16 protein-coding genes are annotated in these 20,606 nt (G+C 67.7%); 13 read left to right on the top strand and 3 right to left on the bottom strand.

Annotation, left to right across the window (positions count from 1 at the left end; translation table 11 throughout):
* The first annotated feature begins 192 nt into the window (after nucleotides 1-192).
* The 4 genes from M3M28_RS07475 to def all read left to right on the top strand — a co-directional run bounded on the left by M3M28_RS07475 (nucleotide 193) and on the right by def (nucleotide 6,308).
* Nucleotides 193-738, top strand: coding sequence for a MerR family transcriptional regulator (locus M3M28_RS07475; RefSeq protein WP_125105735.1), 546 nt, complete (start codon nucleotides 193-195; stop codon nucleotides 736-738).
* Between the two features lie 205 nt (nucleotides 739-943).
* Nucleotides 944-4,375 (top strand): pyruvate carboxylase, encoded by a 3,432-nt coding sequence (locus M3M28_RS07470; protein WP_249385876.1) that lies wholly within the window; start codon nucleotides 944-946, stop codon nucleotides 4,373-4,375.
* Between the two features lie 38 nt (nucleotides 4,376-4,413).
* Nucleotides 4,414-5,820 carry a mycothione reductase gene (locus tag M3M28_RS07465; protein ID WP_249385875.1) on the top strand — a complete coding sequence of 469 codons (1,407 nt, stop codon included), beginning with the start codon at nucleotides 4,414-4,416 and terminating at the stop codon, nucleotides 5,818-5,820.
* Nucleotides 5,817-6,308 carry a peptide deformylase gene (gene def / locus M3M28_RS07460; protein WP_249385874.1) on the top strand — a complete coding sequence of 164 codons (492 nt, stop codon included), beginning with the start codon at nucleotides 5,817-5,819 and terminating at the stop codon, nucleotides 6,306-6,308. The genes M3M28_RS07465 and def overlap by 4 nt, the downstream gene beginning before the upstream one ends.
* 33 nt (nucleotides 6,309-6,341) lie before the next feature.
* Here the strand turns inward: def and M3M28_RS07455 are convergent, their stop codons facing one another.
* Complete coding sequence (locus M3M28_RS07455; protein ID WP_431193834.1) at nucleotides 6,342-8,198, bottom strand: AMP-dependent synthetase/ligase; 1,857 nt, start codon at nucleotides 8,196-8,198, stop codon at nucleotides 6,342-6,344.
* Nucleotides 8,199-8,352: 154 nt separating this feature from the next.
* Here M3M28_RS07455 and M3M28_RS07450 point away from each other — a divergent pair, with 154 nt between their 5' ends.
* Nucleotides 8,353-9,048: a lysophospholipid acyltransferase family protein gene (locus M3M28_RS07450; RefSeq protein ID WP_249388018.1), complete on the top strand. Its 696-nt coding sequence runs from the start codon at nucleotides 8,353-8,355 to the stop codon at nucleotides 9,046-9,048.
* A gap of 92 nt (nucleotides 9,049-9,140) precedes the next feature.
* Nucleotides 9,141-10,511 carry a class II 3-deoxy-7-phosphoheptulonate synthase gene (locus M3M28_RS07445; RefSeq protein WP_249385872.1) on the top strand — a complete coding sequence of 457 codons (1,371 nt, stop codon included), beginning with the start codon at nucleotides 9,141-9,143 and terminating at the stop codon, nucleotides 10,509-10,511.
* 372 nt (nucleotides 10,512-10,883) lie between these two features.
* Here the strand turns inward: M3M28_RS07445 and pknB are convergent, their stop codons facing one another.
* The gene (gene pknB / locus M3M28_RS07440) at nucleotides 10,884-12,764 is read right to left on the bottom strand and encodes a Stk1 family PASTA domain-containing Ser/Thr kinase (protein ID WP_431193868.1); all 1,881 of its coding nucleotides are present in this window, start codon (nucleotides 12,762-12,764) and stop codon (nucleotides 10,884-10,886) included.
* 191 nt (nucleotides 12,765-12,955) lie between these two features.
* On the opposite strand from pknB, the gene M3M28_RS07435 reads away from it, so the two are divergent.
* Nucleotides 12,956-13,315 (top strand): Rv2175c family DNA-binding protein, encoded by a 360-nt coding sequence (locus M3M28_RS07435; RefSeq protein WP_249385870.1) that lies wholly within the window; start codon nucleotides 12,956-12,958, stop codon nucleotides 13,313-13,315.
* Nucleotides 13,316-13,318: 3 nt separating this feature from the next.
* On the opposite strand, the gene M3M28_RS07430 is transcribed toward M3M28_RS07435, so the two are convergent.
* Entirely contained in the window at nucleotides 13,319-14,407 is a 1,089-nt protein-coding gene (locus tag M3M28_RS07430) for a polyprenyl synthetase family protein (protein ID WP_249385869.1), read from the bottom strand.
* 88 nt (nucleotides 14,408-14,495) lie between these two features.
* Between M3M28_RS07430 and M3M28_RS07425 the strand changes: the two genes are divergently transcribed.
* The 6 genes from M3M28_RS07425 to M3M28_RS07400 all read left to right on the top strand — a co-directional run bounded on the left by M3M28_RS07425 (nucleotide 14,496) and on the right by M3M28_RS07400 (nucleotide 20,558).
* On the top strand, nucleotides 14,496-14,897 hold the full coding sequence (locus M3M28_RS07425) for a DUF3040 domain-containing protein (protein ID WP_249385868.1): 402 nt from the start codon (nucleotides 14,496-14,498) through the stop codon (nucleotides 14,895-14,897).
* Between the two features lie 307 nt (nucleotides 14,898-15,204).
* Entirely contained in the window at nucleotides 15,205-15,636 is a 432-nt protein-coding gene (gene mraZ / locus M3M28_RS07420) for a division/cell wall cluster transcriptional repressor MraZ (protein ID WP_249385867.1), read from the top strand.
* Nucleotides 15,637-15,737: 101 nt separating this feature from the next.
* Complete coding sequence (gene rsmH / locus M3M28_RS07415; RefSeq protein ID WP_249385866.1) at nucleotides 15,738-16,700, top strand: 16S rRNA (cytosine(1402)-N(4))-methyltransferase RsmH; 963 nt, start codon at nucleotides 15,738-15,740, stop codon at nucleotides 16,698-16,700.
* Entirely contained in the window at nucleotides 16,697-17,245 is a 549-nt protein-coding gene (locus M3M28_RS07410) for a hypothetical protein (protein WP_249385865.1), read from the top strand. Before rsmH ends, M3M28_RS07410 begins: the two co-directional genes overlap by 4 nt.
* Before the next feature lie 48 nt (nucleotides 17,246-17,293).
* The gene (locus tag M3M28_RS07405; protein ID WP_249385864.1) at nucleotides 17,294-19,081 is read left to right on the top strand and encodes a peptidoglycan D,D-transpeptidase FtsI family protein; all 1,788 of its coding nucleotides are present in this window, start codon (nucleotides 17,294-17,296) and stop codon (nucleotides 19,079-19,081) included.
* A 13-nt stretch (nucleotides 19,082-19,094) separates the two neighbouring features.
* Nucleotides 19,095-20,558 carry a Mur ligase family protein gene (locus tag M3M28_RS07400; protein ID WP_249385863.1) on the top strand — a complete coding sequence of 488 codons (1,464 nt, stop codon included), beginning with the start codon at nucleotides 19,095-19,097 and terminating at the stop codon, nucleotides 20,556-20,558.
* Nucleotides 20,559-20,606 lie beyond the last annotated feature (48 nt).

Genomic DNA, 20,606 nt, shown 5'->3' with positions numbered 1-20,606 from the left:
CGACCTCGATGAACGACGCCGGCTCGCCTACACTGAGGTGAGCCGACCTTCGAAATCGGATGCGTCGTGCGACGCTGCACCGGCGAGCCGCACCCACGAATCCGGTCCGAAGGACAAGACTGACTGCAACGCAACTGGGCGGAAAATCCGCACAAAGCAGACCGGCACGGTTCGGTTGGAAAGGGTAACGCCATGAGCGCACGCGAGGGTGCAGACGGACAGCCGCTGCACGGAGAGCTGCTGTTCACCGACGGTCTGCCCGACCTCGACCCGAACCTCGGGTACCGCGGCGCCGTCGCCGCGAAGGTGGCCGGCATCACCTACCGTCAGCTCGACTACTGGGCCCGCACGGAGCTCGTGCAGCCGACCATTCAGAACGCCGCCGGCTCGGGCTCGCAGCGTCTCTACTCGTTCCGCGACATCCTCGTGCTCAAGCTCGTGAAGCGCCTGCTCGAGACGGGCATCTCGCTGCAGCAGATTCGCATCGCCGTCGAGCAGCTGCACGACGCGGGCATCACCGACCTCGCCCAGACGACGCTCATGTCTGACGGTGCGAGCGTCTACCTCTGCACCTCGAACGACCAGGTCATCGACCTCGTCCAGCGCGGCCAGGGTGTCTTCGGCATCTTCGTCGGCCAGGTGCTGCGCGAGGTCGAGACGAACCTCGTCGACATCGAAACCGAGCGGGCCGAGCCCGAGGACGAGCTCGCCGCGCGCCGCAAGAAGCGCGTGAGCTAGCGTATCCAATTCACTGAGAAATCGCGGACTTGTACGAAAAGTTCGCGATTTTCTTGTTTGCTTGAACATATTCACGAAATGTTGTGTGTGGGCCGATCCGCACCTCCTGAGCACGCAAATTGCGCGCGTCGCCCGATAGTGTGAACACCACGACACAACAAAGTGCATAATCCACTTCCACACCCAAGGAAGAGTGAGGGTAAGCGTGTTCAAGAAAATTCTCGTCGCGAATCGCGGAGAAATCGCGATTCGTGGTTTCCGGGCCGCGGTCGAACTCGGGGCGAAAACCGTCGCCGTGTATCCGTTCGAAGACCGCAACTCGCTGCACCGGCTCAAGGCCGATGAAGCCTATGAGATTGGCTCGGAGGGCTCGCCCGTGCAGGCGTACCTCAATATCGACGAGATCATTCGGGTCGCGAAGCTTTCGGGTGCCGACGCCGTCTACCCGGGCTACGGCTTCCTCTCTGAGAACGCCGATTTCGCGAAGGCGTGCGCCGACAACGGCATCACCTTCATCGGTCCGCCGCAGACCGTGCTCGCCTCGGCGGGCAACAAGGTGCACGCGAAGCAGCAGGCGATCGGCGCCGGCGTGCCCGTGCTCCAGTCTTCCGAGCCGTCGACCGACGTCGACGCGCTCATCGCGGCCGCTGACGAGATCGGCTACCCGGTGTTTGCCAAGGCCGTCGCCGGCGGCGGCGGGCGAGGGATGCGTCGGGTCGAGCGACACGAAGACCTCCGCGGCGCGCTCGAGTCGGCCATGAACGAGGCGAAGAGCGCCTTCGGCGACGACACCATGTTCATCGAGCAGGCCGTGCTGCGTCCCCGGCACATCGAGGTGCAGATTCTCGCCGACTCGAGCGGCGATGCCGTCCACCTGTTCGAGCGCGACTGCTCGGTACAGCGTCGCCACCAGAAAGTCATCGAGATCGCGCCCGCGCCGAATCTCGACCAGTCGATCCGCGACGCGATCTACGCCGACGCGGTGAAGTTCGCGAAGTCGATCAACTATGTCAACGCGGGCACCGTCGAGTTCCTCATCGACACCGAGGGCGAGCGAGCCGGCCAGCATGTGTTCATTGAGATGAACCCGCGCATCCAGGTCGAGCACACGATCACCGAAGAGATCACCGACGTCGACCTCGTGCAGTCGCAGATGCGCATCGCGTCGGGGGAGTTGCTCGCGGACCTCGGCCTCGAGCAGGAAGCGATTGAACGCCGCGGCTACGCGATCCAGTGCCGCATCACGACGGAAGACCCGTCGCAGGACTTCCGCCCCGACTCGGGCACCATCACCGCCTACCGCTCGGCCGGCGGCTCGGGCATCCGCATCGACGGCGGCACCGTCGCGACCGGTGCCGAGGTGCTGCCTTACTTCGACTCGCTGCTGCTCAAGCTCATCGCTCACGGCAGCGACTTCCGCACCGCCGTGAGCCGGGCCCGGCGCGCGCTGAGCGAGTTCCGCATCCGCGGCATCGCGACGAACATTCCCTTTATTGAGGGTGTGCTCGGCGATGAGGCCTTCGTCGCCGGCGAAGTCTCGACCGATTTCATCGAGAAGCGACCCGAGCTGCTGCAGTACCGCAAGTCGGCGAACCGCGGCACGAAGATCCTCAACTGGCTCGCCGACGTCACGGTGAACAAGCCCAACGGCGAGCGGCCCGCGACGGTACAGCCGCGCCTCAAGCTGCCGGCCCTTGAACAGGCCGGCGAGCTCCGCGGCCAGCGCCAGCTGCTGCGCGAGCTTGGCCCGGCCGGATGGGCGGCGCAGCTGCGCGCCGACCCCCGCCTGCGCGTGACCGACACGACGTTCCGCGACGCGCACCAGTCGCTGCTCGCGACCCGCGTGCGCACGACCGACCTGCTCGAGGTCGCGCCGCACGTCGCGAACGAGTTGCCGGAGCTGCTCTCGATGGAAGCCTGGGGCGGCGCGACCTACGACGTCGCCCTCCGGTTCCTCGGGGAGGACCCGTGGGAGCGCCTCGCGCGCCTCAGCGCCGAACTGCCGAACATCCCGGTGCAGATGCTGCTGCGCGGCCGCAACACCGTCGGCTACACGCCCTACCCGACCGCGCTCACCGACGCGTTCGTGCGTGAGGCGACCGACACGGGCGTCGACATCTTCCGCATCTTCGACGCGCTCAACGACGTCGAGCAGATGCGCCCGGCGATCGACGCCGTGCTCGAGACCGGCAGCGCGGTCGCCGAGGTGGCCATGTGCTACACCGGCAATCTGCTTGACCCGGCCGAGGAGCTCTATACGCTCGACTACTACCTCGAGCTGGCCGAGCGCATCGTCGACGCGGGCGCGCACGTGCTCGCGATCAAGGACATGGCCGGGTTGCTGCGCCCCGCAGCGGCGACGAAGCTGGTCGCGGCGCTGCGCGAGCGCTTTGACCTGCCGGTGCACCTGCACACGCACGACACGGCTGGTGGCCAGCTCGCCACGCTCGTCGCCGCGAGCAACGCCGGGGTGGATGCGGTCGACGTCGCTGCCGCGCCGATGTCGGGCACGACGAGCCAGGTTTCGATGAGCGCGCTTGTCGCGGCGCTTGCGAACACCGAGCGCGACACCGGCTTCGACCTGCAGGCGGTCACCGACCTTGAGCCGTACTGGGAGGCCGTGCGCGCGATCTACCGCCCGTTCGAGTCCGGTCTGCCGTCGCCGACCGGTCGCGTCTACCGCCACGAGATTCCGGGCGGGCAGCTGTCGAACCTGCGCCAGCAGGCGATCGCGCTCGGCCTCGCGAACGACTTCGAGCGCATCGAAGACATGTACGCCGAGGCCGACCGAATCCTCGGCCGCCTGCCGAAGGTGACGCCGTCGTCGAAGGTCGTTGGTGACCTCGCGCTCCACCTCGTGGCCGTCAACGCCGACCCGAAGGACTTCGAGGAGCACCCCGAGAATTACGACATTCCCGCGTCGGTCACGGGCTTCCTTGCCGGCGAACTCGGCGACCTGCCGGGCGGCTGGCCCGAGCCCTTCCGCACGAAGGCACTGCGCGGTCAGCAGCCGAACATCGACGTGAAACCGCTCAGTGCGCAGGACGAGGCCGACCTCGCGGGCGACTCGGCAACTCGTCGGGCGACCCTGAACCGCCTGCTGTTCCCGCAGCCGACCGCGATCTTCGAAGACATCCGCGCGCTGTTCGGCGACCTGTCGAAGCTCGACACGCTTGACTACCTCTACGGGCTCGAGCCCGGCGAGGAGTACCGGGTGCCACTCGAGAAGGGCGTCGACCTATTCATCACGCTCGAGGCGATCGGTGAGCCGGACGAGTCGGGCACCCGCACCGTCATGGCCACGCTGAACGGCCAGCTGCGCCCCGTGCTCGTGCGCGACCGCAGCGTCAAGGTCGAGGAGATCGAGCGCGAGAAGGCCGACCCGAACAACGCGGGCCACGTCGCGGCGCCGTTCTCGGGCACCGTAACGGTGCGCGTCGAGGCGGGCCAGGAGGTCGCGCAGGGCGACCAGATCGCGACCATCGAGGCCATGAAGATGGAGGCGGCAATTACCGCGAGCGTCGCGGGTACGATTGAGCGGGTGGTGCTCCAGCAGGCATCGCAGTCGGTTGACAACGGCGATCTCGTTGCCGTCATCCGACCCGCAGACAGCAGCGGGCTGATCGGCGCCGAATAGCGCGCGCACGGCCATCCCCGCATGACGAAGGGATGGCCGTGCCCCAGACCGAGTACGAGGAGTTCGACCTCATCATCATCGGGGCCGGTTCGGGCAACACGATTCCCGGGCCGGACTTCGCTGATTGGCGCATCGCGATCGTCGACGACGGTCGCTGGTTCGGAGGCACGTGCCTCAACGCCGGCTGCATCCCGACGAAGATGTTCGTGCACCCGAGCGACGTCGCCCGCGAGGTGCGTCAGGGCGGCCACCTCGGCGTGCACGGCTCGGCCGAGCTCGACTGGGCCGCCGTGCGCGACCGCGTCTTCGGTCGCATCGACTCGATTTCGCAGGGCGGCGAGGCCTACCGCGATCACGGTGAGCCGAACATCTCGCTCGTGCGCGAGACCGTGCAGTTCACGGGGGAGCGTGAGCTCACAACAGTGAGCGGGCGACGCCTGCGCGGTGAGCGCATCGTCATCGCCGCCGGCTCGCGGCCGCGCGAGCTGCCTACCCTGCCGTTCGGCGACACCGTGATCTCGAGCGACGACGCGCTGCGGCTCGACGCGCTGCCCGCGAGCCTGGTTGTCATCGGCGGCGGTGCCGTCGCGTCGGAGTTCGCCGCGGTCTACTCGGCTTTTGGCGTCGAGGTCACACAACTCAACCGTTCGCCGCTGCTCCGCAGCGCCGACGCCGACGTCTCCGAGGCGTTCACCAAGCTCGCGGGCGAACAGTGGTCGGTGCGCACCGGCGTCACGGTCGCCGCAGCCGAGCACACCGAATCAGGCTGGCAACTCACGCTCGACGACGGGGGTGAGCTCACGGCAGAGCTCGTGCTCGTGGCCGCCGGGCGCATCGCGAACACCGACCGCCTCGGCGTCGACGTGGCCGGCTTCGACGTGCGCGACGACGGCACGCTCACGGTCGACCTACACCAGCGCGTGCTCCGCGGTGGCGGGCCCGTCGACGGCCTCTACGCCCTCGGCGACATCTCGTCGCCGCACCAGCTCAAGCACGTTGCGAACCAGGATGCGCGCATCGTCGCGGAAAACCTCCGCCGCGCGGCCCGCGGTGACGCACTCGCGGCAAACACGCTCGGCCCGGTGCCGTACGCGGTGTTCAGCGCCCCCGAGGTAGCCCACTTCGGGCTCACGCTCGCCGAAGCCAGCGAGCAGGGCATCGACGCGTTCGAGGTGCGCCACGACTACGGCTGGACCGCCTGGGGATGGGCGCTCGACGACGAGGTGAGTTTCCTCAAGATCGTCGTCGAACGCGTCACCGGCAAGCTGCTCGGCGCGCACATCATCGGCCCCGACGCGCCGATCCTCCTGCAGCCGCTGCTGCAGGCCGCGAGCTTCGACCAGAGCGTGCGCGGCCTCGCGCGCGGACAGTATTGGCCGCATCCGGCCGCCACTGAAATCATCGAGAACGCCCTACTGAAGGCGGAGGAGGAACTGCAAGCGTGACCATTCGCGACATCCGGTACTACGGCGACCCCGTGCTGCGCACGGAGGCCGACCCGATCACGAAGATCGACGACCGCATCCGCAGCCTCATCGCCGATCTCGTCGAGACGACCGATATGGATGGTCGCGCGGGCGTGGCCGCGCCACAGATCGGCGTGCCCCTGCGCGCGTTCAGTTACAACGTCGACGGCAAGGTCGGCTACGTCATCAACCCCGTGCTCGAAGAGGTGTCGGGCGAGCCGACCGAGATCGATGAGGGCTGCCTTTCGGTGCCCGGCCTCTGGTTCCCAACCAAGCGCTACCCGTACGCGCGCGTGCGCGGCATCGATCTCGAGGGCGAGGAAGTCGTGCTCGAAGGCACCGGCGTTATGGCGCAGATGCTGCAGCACGAGACCGATCACCTCAACGGCACCGTCTACGTCGACACGCTCGCGAAGGACCAGCGCAGGCTCGCCCTCCGGGAAATCCGCGAGAGCGACTGGTTCTAAGAACCAGCCGCTCTCGGCAGTGGGGCGCGGGCGCTAGAGCGTGGGCACCGACGAGGTCTTCGAGTAGATCTCGGCGATAACCGGCGCGATGCGTTCGAGCACGACGTTGCGCTTGATCGATAGCTTCGGCGTGAGCGTGCCGTCGTCGATGCTGAAGACATAGTCGAGGATGCGGAACTCGCGAATCGACTCGGCCCGCGACACGCGCGTGTTCGCGCGATCGATGACCGACTGCAAGTGCGCGCGCACCTTGTCGTTCTCGGCGGCCTCGGCGAGCGAGAGGTTCGGGTCGAGCCCCCGCGTTTCGAGCCACTTCGGCAGCATCTCGGGGTCGAGCGTTATCACGGCCGAGATGAACGGCTTCTGGTCACCCACGACGACGCACTCGCCGACGATCGTGTCGGCGCGGATCGGGTCTTCAAACGTCGCCGGCGCGACATTCTTGCCGCCCGCCGTCACGATGATGTCCTTCTTACGACCGGTGATCGTCAGGTAGCCGTCGGCGTCGAGGCGGCCGAGGTCGCCGGTGCGGAACCAGCCGTCCTCGGTGAAGGCATCGGCCGTTGCCTCGGGGTTGTTGAGGTACTCGCGGAACACGTCGACGCCCTTGACGAGAATCTCGTCGTCGTCATCGATGCGCACGCCGACGCCGGGCAGGGGCGGGCCGACGGTGCCGACCTTGAACGCGCCGGGCAGGTTCACCGACACGGGTGCCGTCGTCTCGGTGAGGCCATAGCCCTCAAGCACCTGCACGCCGAGCGCGCGGTAGAAGTGGCCGAGGAACAGGCCGAGCGGCGCCGAACCCGAGACGGCGTGCTCGACGCGGCCGCCGAGGGTCTCGCGCAGCTTCTTGAACACGAGCCGGTCGTAGATCATAAACTGCAGCTTGAGGCCGAGCGGCACCTTTTCTTCGTCGAGGGCCCGCGAGTATGCGACGCCGATCTTCACGGCGCGCTCGAAGATCTTGCGCTTGCCGCCCTCGGTCGCCTTCTGCAGGGCCGAGTTATAGACCTTCTCAAAAACGCGCGGCACCGCGAGCAGGAACGTCGGGCGGAACGAGCCGAGCGCCGGCACGAGCTGTGAGGTGTCGTGCTGGTGGCCCACCTTGACGCCCGTCGAGACGCAGAGAATCGAGATGAGCCGGGCGAACACGTGCGCGAGCGTGATAAACAGCAGGGTGGATGCGCCGGGCTTGCGCACGAGCGGCGACAGCGGCTCCTCGATGTTGCGCACGAGCTCGACGAAGTTCGCGTGCGTGAGCACGGTACCCTTCGGGCGGCCGGTCGAGCCGGAGGTGTAGATGATGGTCGCGACGTCGTCGGCCTTCGCCTGCGTGCGCGCCTGCTCGAGCTGCGCATCCGTGACCGATTTGCCGGCCTCGCGCAGCTGGTCGAGCGCGCCCTCGCTCATCGTCCAGCGCCACCGCACCTCGGGCCGGCCTTCGCCGATCTCGTCGTAGCGGCCGGCGAGCTTCTCGTCTTCGGCCAGAATGCCCTTGGCACCCGAGTCGGTGAGCATCCAGGCCACCTGCGAGGCCGAGCTTGTCTCGTAGACCGGCACCATCACCGCGCCGGCGGTCATGAGCGCGTAGTCGATGAGCGTCCACTCGTAGCTCGTGACGCAGAGGAAGGCGATGCGGTCGCCGGGCTGAACGCCAGCGGCGATGAACCCCTTGGCGATCGAGTTCACGTCGTCGACGAACTCGCGGGTGGAGATATCGCGCCAACCGTCACCCTTCGGTACTGAGAACAGTGCCGCATTGGGTCGCAGATCGAGCTGCTTGTGCAGCAGATCGGTGATGTTGAGATCGGGGTCAGCGGGCACGACCGGAGGAGTGATGCGTTCTCGCACCCCGCCTCCCTGTGCTCCCGACTTCGGGGTACCGGACATATGGGGTGGCTCCTCGTCGAGTTGTGGGTTGATTGCGCGTCATCTTTGGCGGTTGCTTCATTGCATCGGCCTCGTTGGGATCCTATGAGGATTCTCCGAGCGGGGCGCCCAGGTGGGTATGATTGCAGTCGCGCAATTGGAGGTATGGTCCCGCATGATTTATTGGCTGCTCAAGCACATTGTGGCTGGCCCCATCCTTCGGAGTCTTTTTGGACCGGAAGTTGTCGGGGCTGAACACCTCCCGCGGAAAAAGGGGGCAGTCATCTTTGCCTCGAATCACCTCTCGGTGATCGACTCCTTTTTGCTCCCGCTCGTACTGCGCCGCCGCATCTACTTTCTCGCCAAATCCGAGTACTTCACCGGCAAAGGCATCAAGGGCGCGTTCGTGCGCTGGTTCTTTAAGTCGACCGGCATGCTCTCGATCGACCGCTCGGGCGGCAAGGCCTCCGAAGCGTCGCTGCGCACGGGCCTCGAAGTGCTCAACCGCGGCGACTGGCTCGGCATCTACCCCGAGGGCACTCGCAGCCCCGACGCCCGCCTGTATCGCGGCCGCACCGGCATCGCGCGCATGATCCTCGAGTGCGAGCGCCCTGTGCAGGTGGTGCCCGTGGTGATGGTCGACGCCGAGAAGATCATGCCCCCTGGCGCCAAGCGCCCGCGGCCTGGCAAGGTCGGCATCCGCTTCGGCAAGCCCATCGAATTCTCGCGATATCAGGGTATGGAGCCGAACCGGTTTATCCTGCGCTCGATCACCGACGAAGTCATGAGCGAGATCGCCGCGCTGAGCGATCAGGAATATGTCGACGGCTATGCGTCGTCGTATAAGAACCGCGCAATCGCCGCCGCCTAGCCCTGGGGAATTCCGCCCGAACCCCACGCGTTGCCCGAGACAGACGGCATCTCCACACGTACCCGAGCCCCATTGAAGAAAGACACTTCCGCATGACCAACACGCCCACTCTGCAGCCGACCTCCTCGCCGTTGCCCGGACTTGAGGCGTGGCGCGAGCTGCCGATCAAGCAGCAGCCGACCTGGCCCGACCCCGCCGAGGCGACGCGCGTGTTCGACGACCTGTCGAAGCGTCCGCCGCTCGTGTTCGCGGGCGAGGTTGACCGCCTGCGCACCCGCCTCGCCGATGCCGCGGCCGGCAACGCCTTCGTGCTGCAGGGCGGCGACTGTGCCGAGACCTTCGTCGGCGCGACCGCCGACAAGATCCGCGCGCGCGTTTCGACGATCCTCCAGATGGCACTCGTGCTTACCTACGGCGCATCGATGCCGGTCGTGAAGATGGGCCGCATGGCCGGCCAGTTTGCGAAGCCGCGCTCGAGCGACACCGAGACGCGCGAGAATGTGACGCTGCCCGCCTACCGCGGCGACATCGTCAACGACTTCGCCTTCACCGAGGCGTCGCGCACGCCGAACCCGCAGCGCATGCTCGAGGGCTACCACGTCTCGTCGTCGACGCTCAATCTCATCCGCGCGTTCACCACCGGTGGCTTCGCCGACATGCGTGAGGTGCACGCGTGGAACCGCGGCTTCGCGCAGAACCCCGCGAACGCGAAGTACGACGCGATGGCCCGCGACATCGACCGCGCCCTGAAGTTCATGGCCGCCACCGGCACCGACTTCGAGACGATGAAGGAGGTCGAGTTCTACGTCGGCCACGAGGGCCTGCTGCTCGAGTACGAGCGCGCCCTCACCCGCATCGACTCGCGCACCGGCCTGCCGTACGACACCTCGGCGCATTTCATCTGGATCGGCGAGCGCACGCGCGACCTCGACGAGGCGCACATGGACTACTTCTCGCGGGTGCGCAACCCGATCGGCGTGAAGCTCGGCCCGTCGACGACGCCCGAGACGATGCACCGCATCATCGAGAAGCTCGACCCGAACCGCGAGCCCGGCCGCCTCACCTTCATCACCCGGATGGGCGCGGGCAAGATCCGCGACGTGCTGCCGGGCCTGCTCGAGGCCTCGAAGCAGGAGGAGTCGACTCCGCTGTGGATCACCGACCCGATGCACGGCAACGGCTTCACGAGTGAGCGCGGCTTCAAGACCCGCAACTTCGACGACATCGTCGACGAGGTCAAGGGCTTCTTCGAGTCGCACCAGCAGGCCGGCACGCACCCCGGCGGCATCCACGTTGAGCTCACCGGCGACGACGTGACCGAGTGCCTCGGCGGCTCGGAGCACATCGACGAGGACGCTCTGGCGACTCGCTACGAGTCGCTCTGCGACCCGCGCCTCAACCACATGCAGTCGCTCGAGCTCGCGTTCCTCGTGGCCGAGCTGCTGCAGCAGCGCTCGGTCTAACGACCGCAACGAACAAATCCCGCCCGAGGAACAACTCCGCGGGCGGGATTTCTCGTTGTGCTCTTGTTGCTCTTCCCCGTGACGTCGTGAACGGTGCGTGGCGAGTTCGCTGTCTCATCTGCTCAACGAGGCAAGGTGACCCAGCTGTCCCATAATTGGCGCAGAAGGGAGAGATACCCCCGTGCCAGATATGGGACAGCTGGGTCACGCGGCCATGCACGCGTCGTGAAGTGGCCGCGAACTTCGGTGCCAGTTGTCGCTGGCGGCGCCACTTCGTGCGATGAGGGTCCAAAGGAGCGGCGCAGGACGGGGTTCGTGGAACGGAGAAGCCCCCACCCGCCCCAGGCCTTCACAACGTGCCGGGGAAGTGCGCTAGAACTCGTAAGTGGCGGTGATCTTCACCGAGGAGCCGCGCTCGACTTCCTCGCCGCCGCCCGGCGTTTGCGACGACACCGTCGCGTCGTCGAGCAGCACCGAGGGGATGCTGTGGTCGACGGTGAAGCCCGCGCCCTCGAGCTCGGCAATCGCATCCTTCGCCGGCTTGCCAGTGACGTCGGGCACCTCGACGAGGTCGGGGCCGAGCGAGACGACGAGGTTTACCGTCGAGCCCGGCACCATCGGGTCGGCCGTGTTCTCCTGTGAGAGCACGACGCCCGCGGGCACCGTCGAGCTGTACTGCGAGTCGACCACGGCCGACGTGAGCCCCGCGTCGGCGAGCGCCTGTTCGGCCTCGCCCTGGCCCATGCCGGTCACCTCGGGCACCGAGCCGGCCGAGACGACGAGGCGAATGGTCTGCTGCTCTGCCATCTCCTGCGGCAGCGTCTCGCCGGTCTCGGTGGTGCCGCGGATGACGTGGTCGGCCTCGATCGAGCCGCTGAACTCGGTCACGTGCGTCTCGGCGTCGACGACGAAACCGGCGTCGGTGATCGCCTGCTCGGCGTCGGCGGTCGAGAGGCCCTCAAGGGCCGGAACGGTGAGGATGCGCGGCCCGGCCGAGACGACCAGGTCGATCGGGGAGTCGGGCGCGAGCTTGGTGTCGGGCTCGGGGCTCATGCTGATGACAGTGCCCTGGGGCACGTCGAGCGAGTTGTCCTCGGTGACCTCGCCAACGGTGAAGCCCGACGCGACGATGGTCGCCTCGGCGTCGGCCTGCGTCTTCGCCACGACATCGGGCGTCGAGCCGTACGAGCCGGGGCCGATGCCCTGGTACCAGCCAAGGCCCGCGGCGGCGAGCGCCATGAACAAGACGACAAAGAATGCGAGCACGCCAGCACGACGTTTCTGCCCATTGAGGCGCTGCAGGCGCCTGGCCGCGGGTGCACCACCCTCGACCGCCGGGGCCATCGCAGCGGCATCGACCGCCTCGACTGGTCCGGTTGGCTGCATGACCGAGTTCGGCATCGAGTCGTTGTCGGAGACAGCGAGCAGGTGGGCGTCATTCTCGGCAAAGTTCTGGATCGCCGTTTCGAGGGGCACGGTTGCCCCGCCGCCGGTCGCGATGTCGCGCTCGGCTTGCCGCAGCGCGGCGAGCATGGCGCCCGCATCGGCCGGGCGGTCCTCAGCGTCGCGCTCGGTGGCCCAGACGACGAGGTCGTCGAGCACTCCCGGCACGCTCGGCTGCGCCTCGCTCGGCGGCGGCACCGAGTCGTTCGCGTGGCGGTAGGCGATGTTCACCGGCTCGTCGCCGCGGTACGGCTGCTCGCCAACGAGCATCTCGTACATCATGATGCCGGCCGAGTAGATGTCGCTGCGCACGTCGGCGAGGCCCTTGGTGACGAGCTCGGGCGCGAGGTAGGCGATCGTGCCGAGCAGCACGGAACCCGACGCGGTGTTGTTCGTCACGGCCCGGGCGAGGCCGAAGTCCGAGAGCTTGATGCGGCCGTCGTCGGCGAGCAGCACGTTCTCGGGCTTGATGTCGCGGTGGATGATGCCCTGGCGGTGCGCGACCTGCAGGCCCGCGAGTACCGCATCCATAATGTCGATGGTCTGCTCGACCGTGAGTCGGTGGTGGTCGTGCAACAGGTCGCGCAGGGTGATGCCCGGCACGTACTCCATGACGATGTAGGCGAGGCCCTCGTCGTCGCCCTGGTCGTACACATTGACGAGGTTCGGATGCGCGAGGCGGGCCGCCGACTGCGCCTCGCGAATGAAGCGGTCGCGGAACGACTCGTCGGCCGCGAGGTGCTCGTGCATGATCTTGATCGCGACCCGGCGGTCGAGCCGGAGGTCGGTGGCGACGTACACCGTGGCCATGCCGCCCCGGGCGATGAGCGAGCGAACCTGATAGCGGCCGTCGACAAGACGGCCGATCACGGTGTCGGGATTCACAGGGCTCACGCTGGCAGGGTAGTCGGCCGCACCAAATTGCCGCGTGTGAAACTCCGCGGATGATGCATTTTGCCGCGCGGTGGCAGGGGAGTTGGAAAATCTGCAACCATGGAGGCGTGACCGATGTCAACACCGAATCCGTATACGCCGACCACGAGTGGATCTCGCTCAAAGACGCCGCCGGGCAGCTCGGAGTCTCCTCCGGCCGCCTCCACCGCCTGCTCGAGGAGCGCTACCTGCTGTCCGTGAAGTACAGCGGGGAAAAGCAACTGCCGCAGGCATTCATCCGGAACGGGGAGCCGCTCGCCGGCCTCCGCGGCACGCTCACGCTGCTGGCCGACCAGGGCATCGACGGTGACGAGGCCATGACCTGGCTGCTCAGCGAAGACGACAGCCTGGGCATGACGCCGGTAGCCGCGCTTGCCGAGGGCCGGAAGTCGTCGGTGCGCCGCTCGGTGCAGCTGTTCGCCGTCTAACGACTACGAGCTGCGCTTCGCCGTCTGCTGCGCGAGCTTGGTCAACGACGACTGAGTCTCGGGACTGAGCGGCGTCGCGTCGATGGCCGCGACCGCCTCGTCGAGCCAGGCCTGGATGCGCGCCTCGACGGCCTCGAGCGCGCCGCTCTCGGTGAGCGCCGCCTGCATCCGGGCAATCTCCTCGGCCGTGAGGTCGGGCTGCCCGAGACGGGCCGCGAAGAACTCGCGGGTCGTCGCGTCGCCGCGCGCCGCGACCTCGGCGATGAGCAGCGTGCGCTTGCCCTCACGCAGGTCGTCGCCCGCCGGCTTACCGGTCACGTCGGGATCGCCGAAGACGCCGAGCACGTCGTCGCGCACCTGGAACGCGAGTCCGAGCGGCAGGCCGATCGCGCTCGCCGAGGCGAGTTCGGCGACGGATGCGCCGGCAAAGCTCGCGCCGAGCCGGAGTGGCGACTCAACCGAGTACCGCGCGGACTTCGCCGTCGCGATCGCGATCGAGCGGTCGGCCCAGCGCTCGACCGGAACGACCGGCCACGCGAGCTCCTCGACGACATCGAGGTACTGGCCGGCGGTGACCTCGGTGCGCATCCGGCGGAACTCCGCGGCCGCGGTCTCGGCGCGATCGCGCCCCACGAGACCCCGGGCCAGGTCAAGCGCGTCGTTGCTCCACATGAGCAGCAGGTCGCCCGCGAGGATGGCAGCGGATGCGCCAAAGTGCTCGCGGTCGCCGGTCCAGCCCCGCTCTCGGTGCAGTGCCTCGAAGACTCGGTGGGTCGACGGGCGGCCGCGGCGAGTGTCGGAGCGGTCGAGCAAGTCGTCGTGCACGAGGGCCGCGGCGTGGAAGAGCTCGACGGCCACGCCGGCATGGACGAGGGCGTCGTCAGTGCTCGGCTCGGGGGAGGCCGCGGTGAGACCCGCGCCGGCCGCGACGAACTGGGCACGGGTGCGCTTGCCGCCGCTTGAAAACGTCTCGAGTTGGCCGAGCAGGGGAGCCAGGTCGTCGCTCAGCGCGACGAGGTCGGGGCGGTGCTGGGCGAAAACCGCGGCGAGTGCCTGATTGACGCGGTCCACGAAGAGCAAGCTTTCAGTCACTGTCTCATTCTATTCAGGGGGCGGCAGCGTAGAATGAAAGTTCAATCCGCCAGAAGGTGGGCGCCCGCCCAGGGACAGCGAGGGAATCATGGCACTCTCAGAACAAGAACAACGGTTGCTTGACGAGATGGAGCGCAGTCTCTATCAGCACGATGCAGATGTTGTGTCGACCGGTCGTCCCGCTGGCGCTGCCCTCACCGCACGTTCGATTACCATCTCGGTGCTCGCGCTCGCGGTCGGGCTCGCCGTCATCGTCGGCGCGATGGCGATCCAGCAGCCCTGGGCCGGCCTCATCGGCTTCGCAATCATGATCGGCGGCGTCTACTGGGCGTTTGCTTCGTCGGGTTCCTCGTCCACGGGCGAATCGACGAAGCTGCCTGGCACGCCGGGCCGACCGACTACCGACGCTGGCGTGAAGTCGCCCGACGGCCGCAGCTTCATGGATCGCATGGAGGACCGCTGGGACCGCCGACAGGACAACCAGGGCTAACCACTTCCCACCACCCCACTTCGCTCCCCGCGGGAGCTAAACGGGGCCAACCCACTCGGGTTGGCCCCGTTTTTCGTTTCCTCCGCTCCCGAGCGCTCCCAAAACAGGGCGAAAACGAGGGTTTTCCCTCCACCTCACTCCACTGGTCTACTCCCCAGTAGTTTCCACGGTTTTCTCAGGAATAAACGACGCAAATTGCCTCACTTTCCGTGACCCGTGGGGTGATGTGGAGTAAAGTGGTGCGAGATGGCATGAGGTGGTCTGAAGGTGGTGAACACCACCGCGAGCAGGAGGGGAGGGCGCACCGATGTTTCTCGGCACGTACTCACCGAAGCTCGACGAGAAGGGCCGCCTGATTCTGCCCGCGAAGTTTCGTGACCAGCTCTCCGAGGGGGTCGTGCTCACCCGTGGGCAGGAACGCTGCATCTATGTGTTCTCGAACGCTGAGTTCGAGGGCTTCCACGACCGCATCCGTCAGGCACCGGTGACGAGCAAGCAGGCGCGCGACTATCTGCGCCTCCTGCTCTCCGGCGCCCACGCCGAGACGCCCGACAAGCAGGGCCGCATCACGATCCCGCAGCAGCTTCGTCAGTACGCGGGCCTCGACCGCGAACTCGCCGTCATCGGCGCGGGCAGCCGCGCCGAAATCTGGGGTGCCGAGTCGTGGAACACCTACGTGGCCGCGAACGAAGCGGGATTCTCTGAGACCGCCGAGGAGGTGATCCCGGGCCTGTTCTAGCCCTGCCCCGTGGCCCCAGGTCGGTCACCCTGACGCACCTTCCCCGGCGTCAGGTTGAGTGACTCGGGACCCCGAGGCAGGGAGGAACCCTCCGGAACGATATGGACCGCGACCTCAGCTCCATTCACATCCCCGTCATGCGCGAACGGGTCGTCGAGATGGTCTCGCCCGCGCTCGCCGAGCCCGGCGCGATCTACGTCGACTGCACGCTCGGCATGGGCGGCCACGCCGAGGCGGTGCTACGGGCGAACCCGAACGCTCGCCTCGTCGGCATCGACCGCGACACGGCGGCCCTCGAAGTTGCGCGGACCCGCCTCGTCGAGTTTGCCGACCGCACGCACTTCGCGCACGCCGTCTACGACGAATTCGACGAGGTGCTCGACGATGCCGGCATCGACGAGGTCGACGCCGTGTTCTTCGACCTCGGCGTTTCTTCGCTGCAGCTCGACGAAGCCGAGCGCGGCTTCTCGTATATGCAGGACGCGGCGCTCGACATGCGCATGGACCAAACCCGCGGCGTCACGGCGGCTGACCTGATCGCCGAGCTCAGCGAGGCCGAGCTGCGTGAACTCTTCTACCGCTACGGCGACGAGAAGCTCGCACCCCGCTACGCCGGGGCAATCGTGCGTGCTCGTGCCGAGTCGCCGATTACGACCACGGGCCAGCTCGTCGACCTGCTTCAGCAGGCGACGCCGGCGGCGCGCAAGAACGCCGGGCACCCGGCAAAGCGCGTATTCCAGGCCCTGCGCGTCGAGGTAAACGGCGAACTTGACGCCCTCGAATCGGCGCTGCCGCAGGCGCTCGGGCGCGTGCGCATCGGCGGCCGAGTCGCCGTCGAGTCGTACCAGTCGCTCGAGGACCGCCTCGTGAAGCGACTATTCCAGCTGCGCAGCAAGACGGATGCGCCGCGCGGCCTGCCGATGACGCCCGAGCAGCTGCAGCCGGAGTTCCGGCTGCTCACCCGGGGCGCCGAACAAGCCCACGACGATGAAGCCCGCGAGAACCCGAGAGCCAAGCCGGTGCGCCTGCGCGCCGTTGAACGAATTCGGAGCCACACCGCATGACCGCAGCAACGTCACCCAGCAAACGGCCGCAGTCGACCCCGCGCCCGGCGCTTCGCCTGATCCCCGGTCTGCGCCGTCGCCCGAACATCTCGGGCCGAATGATCGTCATCGCGGTGATCGTGCTGCTCGCCGCCTTCGCGATTCAGCTCGCGCTGTCGATGGCGATCATCCAGGACGCCTACCGGGCCGACGACCTCGAAAGCCAGCAGCTCGAGCTCGAGCGCGAACACACGGCCGCGCTCGAGGCCTCCGACGCCGCATCCTCGCCTCAGCAGCTCGCGCAGCAGGCGACCGAACTCGGCATGGTGCCAAGCACGGGCAACTCGTACCTCGACCTCGCGTCGAACCAGATCGTTGACTCGGGCAGCGCGGCGCCGGCGCAGGCGAGCCCGATCGACCCCTCGCTCGTGCCGAACCAGGTGCTCGAGCCCGAGGAGTCGGCGAAGGATGCTGAGAACAGCGACGGCGCCGGAGCGTCAGACGCGAAGGCCGACGAACCTGCCGTACCTTCGGAGTTCGAACTCAGCTCGCCCTCGACGCACTAGCCAGTGCGGCCGCGGGCCGCTGGCCCACCGCGTGGAAGGAGCGTACGGATGGCCAAGACGCGTCGGCGTCGAACGGGCAGTCGTGCGACTCCCGTACTCGTAGTGATCGCGCTCGTCGTGATCGTGTTTGCGGGGCGGCTCGTGAGCCTGCAGGTCATCGACGCGAACGCGATCAACGCCGAGGCCGACGGTCGACGCGGGCAGACCTCGACGCTCTACGGCACGCGCGGCTCGATCACCGACGCGAACGGCACCATGCTCGCTTCGAGCGTCGACCGATTCGATATCACCCTGGCCCCCGTGAACATGCGCGACTTCAAGCGGCTCGACCCCGAAACGAACAAGTACGTCGACGTGACGGTGGAAGAGTCGCTCGAGAAGATCGCCGAGCTGACCGACCAGGACGCCTCCGACCTCGCGTCGTCCGTGGATGCCGTGCTCGCGGCGAACCCCGAAGCGGCCTTCGGCTACCTCGCGCAGGGGGTCACGCTCGAGCAGTACCAGGCGGTGCGCGACCTCGGCATTCCCTGGGTGTACTTCGAGCGGCACCCCGAGCGCACCTACCCGAACGGCGCGGTCGCCGGAAACCTCACGGGCTTCGTGGGCTCGGATGGCACACCGCTGGCCGGGCTCGAGTTGCAGTACGACCAGTGCCTGGCGGGGCAGAACGGCGAGGAGAGCTTCGAACGCTCGGCCGATGGCGTCGCGATTCCCGGCTCGGTTGTCACGCTGAGCGACCCCGTGCAGGGCGGCACGCTCAAGCTCAGCATCGACAGCGACACCCAGTGGCGCACGCAGCAGATCATCGCCGAGCAGGTCGAAAAGACCAACGCGCTCTACGGCACCATCACGGTCGTCAACGTGAAGACGGGCCAGCTCGTGGCGGCGGCCGAGTACCCGACGGTCGATCCCAATTCGCCGGGCGAGAGTGATACCGACGACCGCGGCGCGAGAACGTTCACGGCGCCGTACGAGCCGGGCTCGATCATGAAACCGATCACGGCCTCGATGCTCTACGACCAGGGCCTTGTCGACCCCGACGAGACGATCACGGTGCCTGACACGTGGGACCAAAAGGGTGCCGAGTTCGGTGACGATTCGCCGCACGATCCCGTCGAAATGAACATGAACGGGGTGCTCACCGAGTCGTCGAACGTCGGCACGGCCACGTTCGCCGACCGTCTGTCGCCGGAGGCCCGGCACGACTACCTGCTCAGCTACGGGCTCAACGAGCAGACCGGCGTGAACTTCCTCGGCGAGGAGTCGGGCATTGTGCGCCCCGCCGAGGAGTGGGACCCGCAAACGAACTACGCGACGACGTTCGGCCACGGCCTCACCGCGACGGTCGCCCAGATGGCGAGCGCCTACCAGGCCCTCGCGAATGGTGGCTCGCACATCCCGCTCCAGCTCGTGCTCGGCTGCACGCAGGAGGACGGCACGGTGACTGACCAGCCCGACACCATGCCGACGCAGGTCGTGTCGGCGGAGGCCGCGGAGCTCGCGCTCGAGGGCATGGAATCGGTGGCCCGCGAGGGCTGGCTCGCCGACCAGGTCGAGGTCCCCGGCTATCGCGTCGGCATCAAGACCGGTACCTCGGAACGTGTCGACGCCGACACCGGCACCTACATCGTGGGTTCGAACAACGTGTCGATGGCCGGGGTAGCCCCAATGGATGATCCGCAGTACGTGGTGCTGGTCACGCTGGCCGACCCGACTACCATCACTACCAGCGCTGCCACTGCGCCCGCATGGCAGTCGACCATGTCGTACGTGCTGTCGTCGAACAACGTCTCGCCGTCGCCGCAGCCGTACCCCGACATCAATATCGTCCACTAGCAGCAGGAAGACCTTGCCCACAGACAGTATTCGCCCCCACCATGCCGCGGCGCGCATTCTTTCCGAGATGTGCGCCGAGTTCGGGCTTAATGAACCCGAAGGATTCGATCTTGAGGCCATCGAGGTGACGGGCGTCAGCAGCGATCACCGCAGCGTTGAGGCGGGCGACGTCTTCGTCGCCATTCCGGGCGAGCGCACGCACGGCGCGGAGTTCCTCGACGAGGTGGTCGAGGCCGGAGTTGTGGCGGTGCTGACAGATCCGCTGGGCGCCGAACGGGCGGCCGAGCTCGACGTGCCCGTCATCGTCATCGACGAGCCGCGGCTCGCCCTCGGGCATGTCGCGAAGTGGGTGTACCGCACCGACCCCGAGGAGCCGCGGCTCTTTGGCGTCGCCGGCACGATCGGCAAGACGAGCGTGAGCTACCTGGTTGCCGACCTTTTCGGCCGCATCGGTGTCGCCAGCGGCCTGTCGACGTCGATCGCCCGCCGCGTCGACGAGCAGCGCGTCATCGCCACGCTCACGACCCCCGAGGCCGACGACCTGCATGCCCTCGTGGCGCGAATGCGCGAGGTCGCCGACCGCGTCGCCGCCATCGAGATCTCGGGTCACGCACTGAGCGGGCAGCGCCTCGCGGGCCTCGAGTTTGCCGTGGTTGGGCCCTTCACCTTTACCGGTACCGACGCGGAGGCCGCGGATTTCTTCGAGCTGCACCGACAGCTGCTCGACCCCGAGGTCGCCTCGACCGGGGTCATCAACGTCGACAGCCTGGTGGGCCGCGACCTCGTCGAGGCCGCGCGCATCCCGGTCGCAACGCTCAGCGCCGAGCCCGAATCAGGCGCCGACTGGCGGGTCGAGTGGCGCAGTGTCGACGGCGGCACCGAGTTCACGGTGCGCGGCCACGACGACCGCGTCGTCACGAGCCGCATCACTAAGCCCGGGCGCCTTGCGGCCGTCAACGCGGCCGCGGCCATCGTCATGATCGCCGAGGGTGGCTGGGCCACCGAGCAGATTCAGGACGCGCTCGACCGCACCGGCGGCTTCGACGTGCCAATTCCCGGCCGACTTGAGCGAGTGTGCGCCGGGGGAGACGGCCCAGAGGTGTTCGTCGACGTCGACGAGCGCCCCGAGGCGATTCGCGGCTCGCTCCAGGCCCTCAGCGAGGCGGGCGGCGACGCGCCGCACCTCGTCGTGCACCCGAGCGGCGCCGCCGCGATCGAGCGCTTCGCGCAGCTGCGTGAGCTCACCGCCAAGAAACCCATCGTCGTTACCGACGCGACGATCGACGGCGCGCCCGGGCTCCGGCTTGCGGCGGATGCGGCGGCCGCGCTCCAGCATGCGTCGCGTGACGCGGGCCGCGGCGGGCGCATCCTGTTCGTCGAGCCCCGCGCCGACGCGCTCCGCGAGCTCGACGAGGGCGAGGTGGTCGACCCGACCGTCGAGCTCGTGCGCGACGCGCTCGCCGACGCCGGCTGGTAGCCGAACTCCATCCATCCGCGCGCAACCGCGCGCATCCGACGACAAAGG

This window comes from Gulosibacter sediminis, from assembly GCF_023370115.1.
Taxonomy (GTDB): domain Bacteria; phylum Actinomycetota; class Actinomycetes; order Actinomycetales; family Microbacteriaceae; genus Gulosibacter; species Gulosibacter sediminis_A.
Note: the sequence above shows the minus strand (reverse complement) of the source record. Positions and strands in the feature narration are given on the sequence as shown.